The organism is Bacillus sp. FSL W8-0102 (genome assembly GCF_038007225.1).
Taxonomy (GTDB): Bacteria; Bacillota; Bacilli; order Bacillales; family DSM-4216; genus Bacillus_O; species Bacillus_O smithii.
Map to the genome: position 1 here is coordinate 2,446,674 of NZ_JBBOWT010000001.1, position 15,001 is coordinate 2,461,674.

Here is a 15,001-nt window from a genome sequence, read left to right on the forward strand (position 1 = left end):
ATACCAAAAAAGAACGATTTTCTTTATTTTTTTGTACAGAGTTTCAAGATTAATTTTTCACTCTGTTGATTGGAGTGGAAGGCGCGAAGACTCCTGCGGGAGTACGGGACAGGGGAGACCCCGCAGGAGCGTAAGCGACGAGGAGGCTCCCCGGCACGCCCGCGGAAAGCGAAGCGCCTGGAACGGAAATCAACAGACCAGGTTCAAAGAACCATTCACAAAAAATGGGTGTCCCTAAAAGCTATACTTTTGGGACACCCTCCAGCAAGAGAGCCAGCCAACTGAGCAGCACATGCGCCCGGATACGGTCTTCCAAGCGATGATACATGGGGCGCAGCTCGAGTGTTGATTTCAACGTCCGAAAGGCCTGCTCGATATCCACCAGTTGCTTATACCCAAGCGCGACATCCTCGGCAGACAAGGTGTCATCGGAGGTTCGGATGAGATATTTGCCATCGTACTTTTCCGCTTCACGAACCGCTTGCTTGTCGATGCGAAGCGTTCCATCCTTCAATTGACGCAAGTATTTTCCGTAGGACGGATGGGAACGCAGCCGGCAGGTGGCCTTATGATGAGCTTCATTGGGGAGTTGGCGAAGCCCCTCCAACTCCTCTTTCAGCGATTCGAGCAGCTTTTCCCGTTCCTTGCGTTGGCGTTCGGCTTCGCTGGGATTGTACACGAGAACATAGCGCTGACGCGCTTCTCCGTCGCCCACGATGATTTCTTTAATATGCAAGTTCTCGCGAACTTGTTGGTAGCGCCCGCGACGGTTTAGGGCCTCTTCGACGGCGGCCTTGCCGGACCGCATTTTTTCGCCGACAATGTAGTGTCCCCCGGCCTGTTGCAAGATTCGCAAATTCTCTTCAGACGAAAATCCGCGGTCCATCACGCTGATCACACGCCCAAGCTTCCAGCCAATCAAGTCTTGTTTCACCTGTTTGATGACCGTCATATCCATCGTATTGCCAGGCCATACCCAAGCGCGAATGGGGACTCCTTCCCGGGTAACGGCCAGTCCAATGACGATTTGGACCAAATCGGGACGCTTATCTTTGGAAAACCCCTGCTTTCGAAGCGATTCTCCTTCTGGTGTTTCGGATGGATCCACTTCGAAGTACGACGAAGTCGTATCAAAGTAAATCAAATCGACTTCCAGGTTCAATAAATCGGCCACGGCATGGAACACTTGGCGTTCCAATTCCGGCTGCACAGCCAGCAGCTCATCCATCGCCCGGTACAACTGGTGGCCGGCGACTTGGGGAAGATGAGGGATATGCACGTCTTTCTCCACCCACTCCTCCATCGCCAACTTGCTTGACGGATGAAGGGCACGATTCGCCACCATGGCAAAAATCAGCCGTTCCAACGGAATCTGATGATGTCGGGAGGCAAACAAGGAGTGGAGAATCTCTCCCAATCCCAGTTGTCTCCAGAGCTGATCCAAAAGCCAAGCGCCACCAAGGCGTTTGCTTGATTGAAACTGAAAGTCATCCGACACTTCTCCTGTCAACGTCTCGATTTCCCAAGCCTGCTCAGGAGAAAGGAATCGCGAAATGCTTTTGGCCAGACGCTCCAAGACAGCGCGATCCACCTCGTCTTCGCGCCCAAACGAATAAATCACCTTCGCTTTCGCATATTTGGCCTTCGGATCCCATTCGTTGTGAGCAAGCTGGAGATACGCCACGGTCGTTCCATCTTTGTTTTTGCGTGTTACTCGCCGTATGTACATGCCTATATTATAACCGATATTCAGCTGTTTTAAAAGTTAAAATAAACAAGTCGTGTGCCTATGAAATTCAGTGTTTTTTTCTAGGATCCGCATCGCGAAATCTTTGATATAACAGCATTTTGGCCATTTTCATTTGCCTAAAATGGCCTCAAAACTGTCGAACTCGGGTCGAAAAAGAATGGTCATTTTTGGCCGCACTTTTTGAGTCCAAAAGTAGAAAAAAGAGGACATCGCAAAAGCTCGCGATCGAAAGATCTTCCTACCGCTTGCGTTGTCTCTCCGGATCGTTCGTTTGACGTTTCTAGGCAGGTGTATCTTCCAGTATCAGATTGCGGAGCGACACCAAGGGAATAGTACCTTGCTCGCACAGTGCTTGCAGATAATCGGTCGTTCCATAGGCCTTATCGGTAGAGAGCGTACGAATCTGGATTTGTGGATGGGCAAAGCGAATCGCGGCCAGTTGCTGCAAACTCGTCTCGCGTTCAGCCGTCCCGGACGCGATGCTCGCTTGCGTAGACAAAATGACGCCGGACTGGACATCCGTTACATGGTGCACCAAATACCGCAAATGCGCTTCCTGACCATTGCTCTTTTTGTACAAGCGGGAATCCGGATCCATCACACTGCGATTCGTTTTGTTCGAGAACGTTTTGCCATGAAAATCTTCATGCATCGCCTCGTCTTCCAACTGTTGCTTTTTTCACGCGGATGGTGCGGACGGCGGGTTGTCATCGTCAGACTTAGGATTGTCACCTTCAGGTTGCCCGTCTTCTCGGTCGTGCGGTCAGGTAATCTTCGATCGACTCCACCGGGGCCAGGGTGATTTCTTTCAAGCTGTGGATGGACGCGTTAGCCCGTACCTGGGTGCCGTCGACGCATACGTGCACATCGGACTGAACCAATCCGGCAGCAATGCACTGGTCGACGACATGTTTCATGAGCCTATCGAAAATGCCGTGTTTTCGCTATAATTTCCGGGTCTTCACCAAGGTCGTCCGATCCGGCAGGGACGGCCGCGATGGTTCCGGGCGCAGGACGGATTCGAAGTCCAATCCGCAAAACCACAAATAGCCCGCATGCATGGGCGGCAGCTGATACAATTCGCGTTCGGAGTGATTGAACAGGTAGGAAAGTAGCATCAGTCGAACCATCCGCTCCGGGTCAGCGGCCGGGCGGCCGGTACGTTCCGTATACAGCGGCGCCACCCAATCATGAACGATGGAAAAATCAAGCGCTTCGTTGATTTGACGCAGGATATGCTTTTTTGGCACAAGTTCATCCATGTCCACAAATTGAAACATCTGAGGCTGGATGGCCGATGGCTTATGAGCTTTCATATTCCATCACTCTTTCAATTCATTGTTACCGTATAATTCGGCAACACCGTGGGAAAAAACTGCTTAGGCGGACTTTTTCACCGGACTTTTAAATGCTTGATATAATTGATTTCGCATTGCCAGCATCCTTTCAATTTCTCCTCTCTGTTTTGATGACACTAAAACAGTAGAGGGTTTTGTTGGGGCCGGCAAGCCTTTTTATTTTGTGCAGACTCTGTACTTTTTCTCTGCAATTCTGTGTACTTCTATTTTGTCATATAAAGTTTACTTTACTTTTGTAAAAGTTAGTTTATAATTTGATTAAAGAGGTGATGGTCATGAAGAAGGATTTTGGTGATTCGATATCAAATATGGTTTATGAATTCCGTGTACTTGCCAGAATGTCTCAGCAAGAATTAGCAGAGAAAGTCGGGGTTTCCAAACAAACCATCTACGTAATGGAAAAAGGAAATTATGTTCCGACTCTGCTGTTAGCTTTTCGAATTGCCAATTTTTTTAATGTTGATGTAAACGATATTTTTACTTATGTGAAAGGAGATGATCAAAATGAAAATTGAGTCTATATCAGAAATATCAAATAAAATCTTTTATCCCTTAAAAACTTGGGCGGAAGAATCAACTGGTAATTGGAATATGCTTATTGGTATCGGTATTGTATTGCTTTTAGTCGGAGGGATTCTGACATACGTATTTCAAAAAAAAATGGGTAAGGCTGACGAAAGAACAAATCAAATAAATTTAAAAAGTGCCCTCATAATGTTAGGTGGAGTAGTTTTTTGCGACGTGATTTTCCCGAAAGAATATATGTGGCAAATTTTCTTCTTATTTACTGTAGTTGAGCAATTTTAATTACAATAATTACCATGTAAAAGAGACAAACAGGGTACCCCTTATGCCACGTGGAGCTGTTTTTTCACGGTATCAATGGGAATATTTTGTTTCGCTGCACGGTAAATGAACTCCACGAGGCTATGTCCTTTTCTCTTGCGCAGAAGATCGAGCCCATCAGAAAAATCGCTGTTCGACTCGAACATGCTGTACACGTAAGCAAGCTGCACCAAGATCCAGTAGCGTTTCACCGCCCGACGTCCGCGAACGCGGTATCCATCGAGTTTCAGCTGGTCTTTCGCTTGACGGAAAAAACATTCGATCGACCAACGCTGGGCATAGTAGCGCAAGATCTCTTCATCGCTTAGATCCCGGTCGGTGCTCAAGACGCAGTGAAGATGTTCCGATGTCATCGGCTGATCGGCTTTCCAAGCGAGCAGCACCACGGCATCATCGAGACCTTTGAGAGAGCCTTCGTAGCGATAAACCCGATAACGCTCTTCTCCCACCGTGACGAGGTGAGTGTCTTTCGGTTCGATGTAGCGGGCAAACTCCCTCACCTGAACCGCAATGCCTTTTGGATAAAGAAGCCGATTGGCCTTGAGCATTGCGATTACGTGGAATCCCTTTTTCAGACAAGCTTCCACGAGCGTTTGCGATGGATACCAAGAGTCCATCAGCACATAAACAGGACGGTGTACATCCAAAGAAGAAAGCATCTCGATCGCGAGTTCCCCCTTGCTTTTCCCAGCCGCCTTGTCGTAGAGGCGGAACGCAAAGGGAAAAGCCTGGGTCATCGTATGAACCATGAGCCAAACGAGAGAATGTCCCCAGATCGACTTTTTCTCTGTGTGAGAATAGTGCCAATCACACCCTTGAATGGCGTGCGTTGCCTGTGACGAAGGCTTGGTTTTTTGGCAAATCGTATCATCGATCGAAACAAAAAGGGGTTGATTCTCCTGTTTGGCGATGCGTTCGACACGACGAAGCATCCACTGTTGAAGTTTGCGAAGCAGCGTCTCTTCATCCCAAGGGCTTTTCGTGAAAAAATGGCTGAGTGTCGTGCGGTGGTTCGGATGAAAGCTCCAATGATGAAGATCGGTCAATGTTCCCGCAAATCCTTTGGTGGTCAGCGCATCCACGATATGAACGAGATGCTTCATGACAGGTTTTGAAAAATAAAGTGCCAACCCCAACATCGTGAAAAACTTGTGGATTCCTTGATGATGTGCTAATCTATTCATGAGACATGAACCTCCTTGTGAATAGTTTTGGTGACACATCTATTCTAATCAAGGAATCGGGTTCATGTCTCTTTTTTTGTTTGGTTGTAAATTTATGTTAGCGAATTTGCTCATCTATAGTTAAAAAATCATATTTTGTAAACCAATTGCATATGAGTTCCTTATCGATTGAACTGACATATCGATCAAATGCTTTTGATGATAAAGGATCAACAGGATAAGATAAACTTTCTCGATATTTGTGAAATTCATATACAAAAGTTTTTTGACACAGTCTCCACACATGATATTCCAATAATGCATGTAAACAATTCATAGATGCTATCTCAGCATGTGATACAACATCTTGCCGGGAAAGAAGTTCTTTTATCTTATATTTAGTATGTTCTATTTCATCCGAAAAGAAACTAGCCACTGCATGAACTAGTTTATCTACTACCAATTGCATTTTCAACTCTCTCCTTTTCAAGCTCCGCACCAAACAATTTTGCATACAAGCCACCTTTATTAATTAATTCCTCATGAAGTCCACTTTCTACAATGCATCCATTTTCAAGAACTACAATACGATCAGCATTTAGAATAGTCTCTAAACGATGTGCTATAACAACTTTTGTACACTTAAGTTTTGATAATGTATCATAAACATATGATTGTGAAATATTATCAAGTGATGAAGTCGCTTCATCCATTATCAGTAATTTGGGTGTTTGAAGTAAAACTCTCGCTATATGAATACGTTGTCTTTGTCCTCCAGATAGGTTTGCTCCCGTTTCTGATATTACTGTATTGTAACCCATAGGAAGCTTATTAATAAAGTCCAGAAATTCCAACGAATCACAAATCTCCCGTATTTCTGCTTCTGTACGCTTACTGCCAAGTTTGAGATTTTCCATTATAGTTCGATTGTGCAAATGTGCTTCTTGAGGAATATAGCTAATTGAGTCTCTTAATGTATCAAGATTATATTCATGATACTCAATTCCTCCAAAATATATAGAACCACTAGTAGGTTCAAATAAACTAGCTATTATCTTCCCAAGCGTAGTCTTCCCGGATCCGGATACCCCAACAAGAGCAATCGTTTCCCCATCAGAAATATTCAAATTAATATTTTTAATGGCCGGAATACTATCGGACGTATAACTAAAACTAACATTTTTAATAGAAACTGATCCTGAAGCCATTTCCTTTGAATCCTTACGAGAATATTCTATAGGATATTCAAATATATCCTCAGCTAACACAATATACCGCTCTGCCACCTGAACTTCCGATACAATTGTAAATACTGAATTCACATAGACGAACAATAATGACACAATCGACTGAACCGCAATTGCTTGCCCGAGTGTCATGAGACCTAGTTCTGCCATATATATACCTGTAACAAGAATAATTAAAGGAGCAAATACTTGTATTCCGGATAATATCGATCCTATTATTCCTTGCTGGATACGCATTCTGTGGCTTGTTGCATTTAAGAATTTTTTGAATCGTTGTTCCCAGTCATTGATATAGGACTGAACATAGCCTCCTAGTTTTACGCTATTTATTGAAACTATAGCATCTAACTGTATGCTTTGTGCGTTAGTTCCCTCATGTAGTTCTTTATCTGTTGCAGAACTTACGTAAGACTGAGTAATAATCAAAAAGGCAAAAGTTGATAAAGTAAACAACAGTATCATTATTCCGAGCAATGGTGATATCCAAAAAACATAGACTAATATTGATATACCGCTTATCAAATCAAGACATGCCTGTACTAGTGTTGTTCCCAAAACATCCTGTATTCGTGTAAGGGAGTTAAGACGATAAATAATTTCTCCAGGCGCCCTTACTGTAAAATACTTCGCTGGGAGTGATAAAACACGTGTAAAAGCACCACTCAGAATATGCCATCTAAAACGATAAATTATCTTTATTGTGAAGTATGTTCTGAGAAAATTTAGAATTACCATAATAATTAATGCTATGATGATAGATCCGAGTATTGTAGCAAAAGAAATAGCATCACCAAACCCATTGTCAATTATTAGCTGTGTAAATATGGGAATCGCTAATGTTATTCCAACTAAAATAATACTCATTAAAGCTATTTTTAAATATAGACCTATCATATTAGATGGCCAAATATGCTTTTTTTTCCATCTAGAAAGATTGCTAACACTGCGTTTCTTGAAATCTATTCCAGGTTCAGCAACTATTACATACTCTTGGAAGTTTTCTAGAAATTCCGATTGGGATATTGTTATCCGACCTATCGATGGGTCCATGATTATCACTTCATGTTCATTATATGATTCAACACAAACAAAATGATATCCTTTCCAAAAAGCTATGATTGGAAAATTTATTACCTTAAGTGCCCTCGGGTCTTTTATTTGATAAGTTTTTGCATTCATTCCAAAATGAGAGAGCAACTCTTTTAGTTGTTGTAATCCTAGACCGTCTCTGCCCGGCTCTTTAACTTGTCTGAGCTCAGTAAGTGAAATTTGATAATCATAAGCCTCCAGAATTGTTTTAACACAACATAGCCCACATTCTGATTGTGCTAATTGTAAAGATGGCGTGAGTCTTCTTTTTTTAATTTTAGAAAATATTTTCATGTTACATTAAGCGTTAAAGGGGAAATTTTAATTTTAGGATCAAGAGATTTACAAAGGTGCAATAGTGCACCAGCTCGACCCGCCATCAATCCTGGGCTTAACGGATAGCGACCTTTCCCGTTTTTAAAGAAACTAAAAATGTATTCTGGAGAGCAGAAAGTTGTTTTTATTTCTAGAAGAATTTCAGATGTTTTTTCTGGAAATGATTCACTCACATATTGAAGCGCCTCTACTATTCCCAGGCTTCCGTGACAAAATACCGGAACACGTGAGATAGGGATCCTTTTTAGCTGATCAATTATATTTAGCACTGATTCTCGAGGCAAAACTTTTGATTTGTATGCTTCGTAATAGGCTATTAATAGTCCTGCTAAACCATTACACCAAGATGATGATACATGCTCATCACCGGCATCTTTATATATCACTATGATTCCATTATTATTTGTGTACTTGTTACAAATAATCGAATCAATCTCTTCAATCACTCTTTTTATCTCGCTGTTTTCTTGTTTTTGATTGACTAAAGCAAAAAACCAAAGTAATTGACCATATCCATGAGCCAATCCTGAAGTTGTTTTAGCATCACTATCATTTATTCTTGAATATGCCAATGAGAGACTTTTATTGATAATTTCATCGCTTAATTTGAAATCTTCCTGTATTCGGTATCTCATAACAATCGAACCGCTTTTTCCCGTAATCATATCGAAAAAATTATTTTCTTCTTTTTCCAATGAACGATGCAATATTGGCCAAGAATTAACAGCTATGTCTTTCCATCTTTCGTTTCCGAGGATATCCCCTGCTGCAAATAATGTCCACAGTAAACCTGAAACTCCAGAAAATGCACCAATTCCAGAAAGAAGGACATTTCTAAGTTCGTAACTTCTTTCTTCAAGAATTTTTGCTGATTTTTCAAAAACATCGTAAGAAGCTTTTATTGCAATATCGTCCGACAAAAGTTTACCGGCCACTGCTAATGCAAGTGCTGGACCAACTCTTCCGTTATATAAATCGTATCCTAAAACTCCTGGCGTCCAGCCTTGACTCCCAAATCGTGCAACAGGACCAATCCAGGTTTTAGGTAAATGTTCATAGCGATCATCCAAAAGTGATTCAGTTAATGATTTTGAGAACCAAGAAATTATTTCCTTATGCTTTAAAACATTGTTATCTTTTACTGTGTTCAGTCTTTCTAATCTAGGTCTTTCTTCCTCAATGGATTTTTCTAATTTTAACTTTCCATCAGCATGTGGATCTGCTAACTTAGCAACAAAAGCTAGACGTATTAGATTGATTTGTTTAGTCAAGTCTGTTTTTGTGAGATTCTTCATCTTCATAATAAATTGTGATTCGGTACTTGTTGAAATAGAAGAAACAACTTCATCTCCACATAAAACCTCTGTTCCTTTAAAATTGACGGAAAAGTATGGTATATCCCCATTCCAAAGTTGTTTACATTCAGATAGAACCACATTGACATCACTTGTCATACTCAGTATTCCAATGCGCGACAATAAAGCATGTGCCGTGTCTATATTCCTAGATGGCTCCGCATCTGTTAAGATACGTAAAATTTGTTCATATCTGTAAGTCATGTTATGAATATAGCGAAGTTTAGCATTACTAAATGACTTTATAACTGCGTCAATAAACAAATCCTTTTGATGAAATATTTGTATGAAAAAATCAGTGAAACCATCAATTATTTGGTCACATCTTTTATGTATCAACGATTCTAAATCGGAATCAGTCGATAGATCACTATCAATACTTTGATGTTTCCAGACAACTTTTATATCTGGAGAAAAACCATCTATTATATCGAAGGTTTTAAAAGGACTTACACTATTCTGATTACGAATACCAGTGAACCCGACATCAACTGAGTCATTACTTGATTTTTTACCTAATGTTATTGGAAGTATACCTGTACCATATACTGATTTCTCCAATGCATGATACGCGCTTCTTTTAGACTCAGGAATTCCAGTCCTAATGCGAGAGGGATGAAACAAAGTTTCCAAATCTATTGGAAGTGGCCCCTCATTTGTCCATAATATATTACTGTAGTGCATATCTGAAGCATTTAAAAAATACATTAGACATGCTAATCTACCTGCTTGATACATATCCTTCTTTTCTTCATTGGTTTCTCCAAACGATGTAAAACCATAATTACCAAAATCAACAACAGTCAGAGAAGGCATCTTTGGAGAAATAAATTTGTTAATCTCTCGAATAAGATTAGTATATCCAAGTTCTCCGGAGACTGACCTTGGTTTAAAAACAAGCTTTTCTCCTTGTTCAAAGGTAATAATTGCGACTGAAGACCCGTTATTATGTGTGTCTCCTCCTGACTCTACAGAAACAATACGGCTAGTGCACGGAATGTTGAATTTTCCTTCTATTTCCAGACGATGTTTTTGAGTCAACAGAATAGTATCTTTGATTGCAAGTGCCCTATTTTCTAATAGATTATTGCATCTTCCCCATGCAATTGAGTAAATACCAGCAAATTCTTCAAATTTTGTATCCATTAATTTTTGGGTATAGTAATCATAAATATTTTTTGAATTCATAGACCCCTTAGGTATTGTTTTAATATGTTCAGCAAAACATCTAATTAGGTAGGAGAAAGCTATCTGTGAGAACAGCTCACAGATAGCATTTTTGAATGATTCCGGCTCAAAGAGATACTTGTCCATCTTTGAGTCCCAGAATTTCTCCCAGATGTTTCTTGCAATCATCCTACAAGGGTTATGATAGGGATAAAGTTCCCGGTCCTTAAAAGTCTCCACATTCTTTAGATTATCTGGAGAATATAAAGGAAAATCATAAATATATTGGAGAAGTGGTGCAATGTGTTCATCGAAATCCGACTTTTCAAGTTCCGGATAAAACTCTTTCCTATAGATAACCATAAATATTCTATCTCTCCCTCTATAAATGTTGATATATCAACGGTTGTAGCCGTTTCAGGAGTGTCAAAAAAATTTTTTTCGACAAAGTTCCTAACATTATTTCTTAAATATGTGTATATCTTACATTAGGTGGGTACGCTTCGCGGTCACTACTGGTTAAATTTGATTGTAGTGAGGGAAGCGTATGGGATGCACCTTGGATCTCTGCATCGCTGATGATGACGAACCCTCCCATGTCTCTGGGCATCCTTGTGCCTACATTCCTTCGTTCGGTCTAGTCATCAGGCAGAGGCCAGCTAAGCTCCTTTAGGAACTCAAGGTCGAATGGATGATATCGTGCCAGCTTCTCCGTGTCATCCTAGTTGTCTAGGCAATCGCAAGGCATGTAGGCATCAAGCCACCGTTTCGAGACCAAAGATGTCCTGCATCATTCGCTTCGCATCGAACGCCTGGTGCTTCGTACACACAGCGTGCAGTACCTTCAGTAAATTCCCACATAACACCACAATGGATTGCTTCTTGCGCAACGGATGATCGGGCCGTGTCGTGTAATATTCATGTAACTGTCGAAACGCTTCGTTGTGGCGGATCATCGGCATCATCACGCGGAAGAGGAGGGCGCGCAACCGCCTTCTTCCACGCTTCGAGATCCGTTTTTGCCCTTTGTGTTGGCCGGAGGAGTTTTCCCGTAAGGTCAGTCCCGCAAGTTTCAATAATTGGCGCGGATCCTGATAGTGGGAAAAACTCCCGATTTCCGATAACAGTTCCACGATAGTCACATCCCCTAAGCCCGGAACCGTTTTGAGCCATTCGTATTCCACGGATGTTTGCACAAGTTCCGTCAGTTGCTGGGTCAGTGACTCGATTTCTTCCTCCAATTGGAGGTACCGGCGGACAAGTGTGGCGATTTCGATACGGGCCATCTGTTGTCCTTCCGTTACGCCAATAGAGTGTTAGGTCAGTTCCATCAGCTTCTTCGCTTTCGGCTTTTGTGGCGATTGTAACCCCTCGCTTTGCCGATAAAGGGTGAGAACCTCTTCGATCTCTTTCCCTGCTAAATCCGACGGAAACGGCGTCTGTTCCAGCGCAGCGAGCGCCATTTTCCCAAACGACGGAAAGACTTGCGTAAATTCCGGAAAATACCGATCGAGCCAGCAGCGAATCATCTGATTTCGAACCGCCCCCTGCTCTTCCACGAGTTTGGATCGAAACGTCGCCCCTGTGCGCAGTTCGGCCTCCATCCCTTTCAGAATACGCGGATAGCTGAATCGGCCGTCTTTCACTAACCGGGCAATGACGAGCGCGTCTTTCGCATCATGTTTGGTTTGAAGATTGTCGTCTAGCTCTTTGGAGCGCTTCACGTGCATCGGGTTTGTCATCACGAGAGGAATGCCCCTCTCGTCAAGAAAGTAAGCGAGATTGAGCCAATAATGTCCCGTTGGCTCGATGCCAAGGATCACTTCCGTTTTTTCAAATTCCTCCATCGCTTTCACGATGCACTGGTACAACCATTCCAACCCTTCTCTGGATTGCGGAACGGGAAACGATTTTTTTAGCACCCTCCCTCGCTCATCCACAAAGCAGGCATAATGCTTCTTTTTCGCGATATCCATGCCAATGACAAGCGTTTGATCGGTGACTTGATTAATCTTCTTGTTTGAGATAGAATTCATGTATAGTCCTCCTTGGTATCCAAATTAGGGGTCAATTCGTGCGATTGACAACCCCAAATCATACCAAGAGGGCTTCCCCGAAAAAACTACTAACAGGAATGCTCCTTTAACAAGCGCGAGTACAAGCAGTAGTTGGACAAGTATTAGTTGAAATAAATCCCGTAATTACCGAAATAACTATTGTTGGTGTTCCTCCACCAACAACTTCATCATCAGTTAATGCAATCATATCTGATTCCAAATATTTTCCAAGTTCCAGTTCAATTTCTGAACTATTTTTAGAAATAGACTTATTATCGTTCATTGTCATATCCCCTTCTCACAAAATATTTTTTGACCATTATTCCATAAAAGCATTTCTAAATTATTTACACCAATTCATGCATTCATGAGTGACTGTACACCAGTTACCCTTATTTCCCCAGTAATCACTAAGGGAAAATGTATTTGTAGTGCATGCTCCAAATACATCATCATCAAATTCTTGATCCACAACTTCTTCAAACCAAGTAACTTGTTCATGTTGCACCTCTTTTTGTAATTTACTGATTTCGATTTTCATATTATCCCTCCTTTCCGTTACATGGTAAAAGCAAACATCATAAAGTTAAATATAACCATTTATGACATAATTGGTAAAATATTAACTTTATGATAATCTAAAGTTTAATTCATTTTCTGATAAATTACAACAATATTAACAATTTTTTTACAATTGACAACAATTATTATAGGTATTTAAATCTTATCTCTGCACATCTTTCAGATGTTCGATCCTAGTTATATCACATTCTTTAGAGCTTCAAATACTTGGGGGGTTTGTTTTGGAACAGGTGATAAGACCGTCGTAGCAGGAACTTGGCTTAATTATGCTCAAATCCTTACCTTCATCCATTGTATATATGTATTTAAAAAGCCATTGATTCTCTGGTACCTTGCTTTGTTTAGATATGTCCAGGAAACTGACAACATGACCCGTTTTCTGCATCCTGAACTCTATGCTGTCTTGCTCTGGCTGTTGTACTTCATATACATGACGAGTATTCTCTGCGGCATAGCCACTATACATGAACAGTCCAATTGAATAAGAATTCTGCTTCAATTCAGACGGTACATATGAAAATGTTGATTTGAATCCAACATTCCTTTAATCCTCTTGGCAATATGACTATTATGTGCACAAATAATAATCTTCTCCCCTGCAAACATTTCCTGAACCAACCAAACAATATTATCGGCCATCATTTTGTTTCGAATCTTTATGGCCTTCATAAAGTTAGCCGTCATCATGTCTACAAGCTGCCCCCGATTTTGCAGCACTCTTTCGACAAGCAACAGTGTTTTCTGATCAAACTCCCCTTGTAAATGAGCATAATTTTGCTTTAATAGAAGCAAAAAGTTTTTGTAGTTTGCTTGCAGTTCTTTATACTTCACTTTTCTCTCCTTTTTCGACATGGTGTTGCGTCGAGAATGGGCATATTGATACAGCATGTCCTGTTCCAACTCCTGTATTTGATTGCCGTACACTTCTCCAATATATGAAAAAATGGAAACCAGAGCCTCGCTCGTTATACTTTCCTTAGAAGATGGTTGAATATCAAAGCCTGTAAAAATAAAAGGCGAGTTGTATGACTGCATATCTTTTAACCATGTAAAGAACTCCACCATTTCGTCTGTGTGCCACACTTTAAATAGAGATTGCTTCACAAGCTGTTCCGCATTTACATCCATTTGCTGCATTGAAGAAAAGGTGCAGTCACCAAGATTACTCTCAAATGCTAGAACTCGGAAATCCAATTCTTGATATAAATACTTTATAAGTTTTATTTTAATCTTTGTATGCTCTTTAACCCCGTGGCCATTCTCTCCTAAGAGGATTACTTTTTTGTCTTTCAGCAACGACTTCAGAAAATCCAGTTCAGAATAATTAATCGAATTGCAGTAAGTCTATATGTTGTACTTTCTCATGTAGCCAGTCAATTTCACCCTGCATATCCTTTTTATAACCAAACATCATCATCCTCCTATAAATTTAATGACATGATTTACCTAAGTTACCTATGGGCTTTCCCTAAACAACTAGAATACGAGAGTTTAAAGCCTACATATTCGAGACTAACATACAAAATTTATATTAATATGTATATTTTAACAATTGGAAAAACAGACATAAGAAACTCTCATGTCTGTTTTGGAGACATATTAATCAATCCAGGTACCCCAAATCTTTACTGTATTAACTATATAAGCGTATAAATTCTTTGCTTTTAATCTGAGCTTTGCACTAGCAGAGTTTAGGTCAAAGCTTAAACTAAACTCACCGACCCCATACCTTGTCCCAAAGCCAATAGTGGCACTGCCAGAGCCAACAACAGAATACTGTACTCCGCACCTTCCGCCAGAATAAACTGGTTGTTGGTTTCCTGAAAGAGATGCATCCGCCCTTCTGCTATATATTTGTATTGTAGCGGCGGAATTGTAGTGTTATAAGAAGAATAATCCGCTGATGCCCCATTCGGTACTACTGCTATACACGTAGCCAATGCTCCTGAAATAAGTAATGATTTCATTTTCCTTCTCACTATCATTTCACCTCCGTTCTATGAGATTAGAATAATCTATCTATTAATTTCCAGAAAAAGGAAATAATTAAG

11 protein-coding genes and 3 pseudogenes are annotated in these 15,001 nt (G+C 41.0%); 2 read left to right on the top strand and 12 right to left on the bottom strand.

The genetic code is table 11. The annotated features are described in order from the left end of the window. Positions 1 to 244 precede the first annotated feature (244 nt). Both N1I87_RS11705 and N1I87_RS11710 read right to left on the bottom strand, forming a co-directional pair. Positions 245 to 1,729: pseudogene (locus tag N1I87_RS11705) on the bottom strand (IS1634 family transposase); the annotation flags it as partial. A gap of 304 nt (positions 1,730 to 2,033) precedes the next feature. Continuing rightward, positions 2,034 to 3,066, bottom strand: a pseudogene (locus N1I87_RS11710) (transposase); the annotation flags it as partial. Between the two features lie 317 nt (positions 3,067 to 3,383). Here N1I87_RS11710 and N1I87_RS11715 point away from each other — a divergent pair. Both N1I87_RS11715 and N1I87_RS11720 read left to right on the top strand, forming a co-directional pair. Further along, a complete protein-coding gene (locus tag N1I87_RS11715; protein ID WP_340396508.1) occupies positions 3,384 to 3,623 on the top strand; it encodes a helix-turn-helix transcriptional regulator in 240 nt (79 codons plus the stop codon). Next, on the top strand, positions 3,613 to 3,915 hold the full coding sequence (locus N1I87_RS11720) for a DUF2178 domain-containing protein (RefSeq protein WP_341101882.1): 303 nt from the start codon (positions 3,613 to 3,615) through the stop codon (positions 3,913 to 3,915). Before N1I87_RS11715 ends, N1I87_RS11720 begins: the two co-directional genes overlap by 11 nt. A gap of 41 nt (positions 3,916 to 3,956) precedes the next feature. Here the strand turns inward: N1I87_RS11720 and N1I87_RS11725 are convergent, their stop codons facing one another. The 10 genes and pseudogenes from N1I87_RS11725 to N1I87_RS11770 all read right to left on the bottom strand — a co-directional run bounded on the left by N1I87_RS11725 (position 3,957) and on the right by N1I87_RS11770 (position 14,929). Continuing rightward, entirely contained in the window at positions 3,957 to 5,138 is a 1,182-nt protein-coding gene (locus N1I87_RS11725; RefSeq protein ID WP_040037972.1) for an IS701 family transposase, read from the bottom strand. A gap of 97 nt (positions 5,139 to 5,235) precedes the next feature. Continuing rightward, positions 5,236 to 5,586, bottom strand: coding sequence for a hypothetical protein (locus tag N1I87_RS11730; protein ID WP_341101885.1), 351 nt, complete (start codon positions 5,584 to 5,586; stop codon positions 5,236 to 5,238). Beyond that, positions 5,567 to 7,747 (bottom strand): peptidase domain-containing ABC transporter, encoded by a 2,181-nt coding sequence (locus N1I87_RS11735; RefSeq protein WP_340396163.1) that lies wholly within the window; start codon positions 7,745 to 7,747, stop codon positions 5,567 to 5,569. The genes N1I87_RS11730 and N1I87_RS11735 overlap by 20 nt, the downstream gene beginning before the upstream one ends. Beyond that, on the bottom strand, positions 7,744 to 10,674 hold the full coding sequence (gene lanM, locus N1I87_RS11740) for a type 2 lanthipeptide synthetase LanM (protein ID WP_340396164.1): 2,931 nt from the start codon (positions 10,672 to 10,674) through the stop codon (positions 7,744 to 7,746). The genes N1I87_RS11735 and lanM overlap by 4 nt, the downstream gene beginning before the upstream one ends. Before the next feature lie 392 nt (positions 10,675 to 11,066). After that, a pseudogene (locus tag N1I87_RS11745) lies at positions 11,067 to 12,347 on the bottom strand (IS110 family transposase). Positions 12,348 to 12,453: 106 nt separating this feature from the next. Continuing rightward, positions 12,454 to 12,651 carry a class II lanthipeptide, LchA2/BrtA2 family gene (locus N1I87_RS11750; protein WP_340396165.1) on the bottom strand — a complete coding sequence of 66 codons (198 nt, stop codon included), beginning with the start codon at positions 12,649 to 12,651 and terminating at the stop codon, positions 12,454 to 12,456. A 60-nt stretch (positions 12,652 to 12,711) separates the two neighbouring features. Next, entirely contained in the window at positions 12,712 to 12,909 is a 198-nt protein-coding gene (locus N1I87_RS11755) for a plantaricin C family lantibiotic (protein WP_340396166.1), read from the bottom strand. A 240-nt stretch (positions 12,910 to 13,149) separates the two neighbouring features. Continuing rightward, positions 13,150 to 13,416 carry a hypothetical protein gene (locus N1I87_RS11760; RefSeq protein WP_340396167.1) on the bottom strand — a complete coding sequence of 89 codons (267 nt, stop codon included), beginning with the start codon at positions 13,414 to 13,416 and terminating at the stop codon, positions 13,150 to 13,152. A gap of 29 nt (positions 13,417 to 13,445) precedes the next feature. Further along, positions 13,446 to 14,246 carry an erythromycin esterase family protein gene (locus N1I87_RS11765; protein ID WP_340396168.1) on the bottom strand — a complete coding sequence of 267 codons (801 nt, stop codon included), beginning with the start codon at positions 14,244 to 14,246 and terminating at the stop codon, positions 13,446 to 13,448. A gap of 407 nt (positions 14,247 to 14,653) precedes the next feature. Then, positions 14,654 to 14,929, bottom strand: coding sequence for a hypothetical protein (locus N1I87_RS11770; RefSeq protein ID WP_340396169.1), 276 nt, complete (start codon positions 14,927 to 14,929; stop codon positions 14,654 to 14,656). Positions 14,930 to 15,001: the final 72 nt, after the last annotated feature.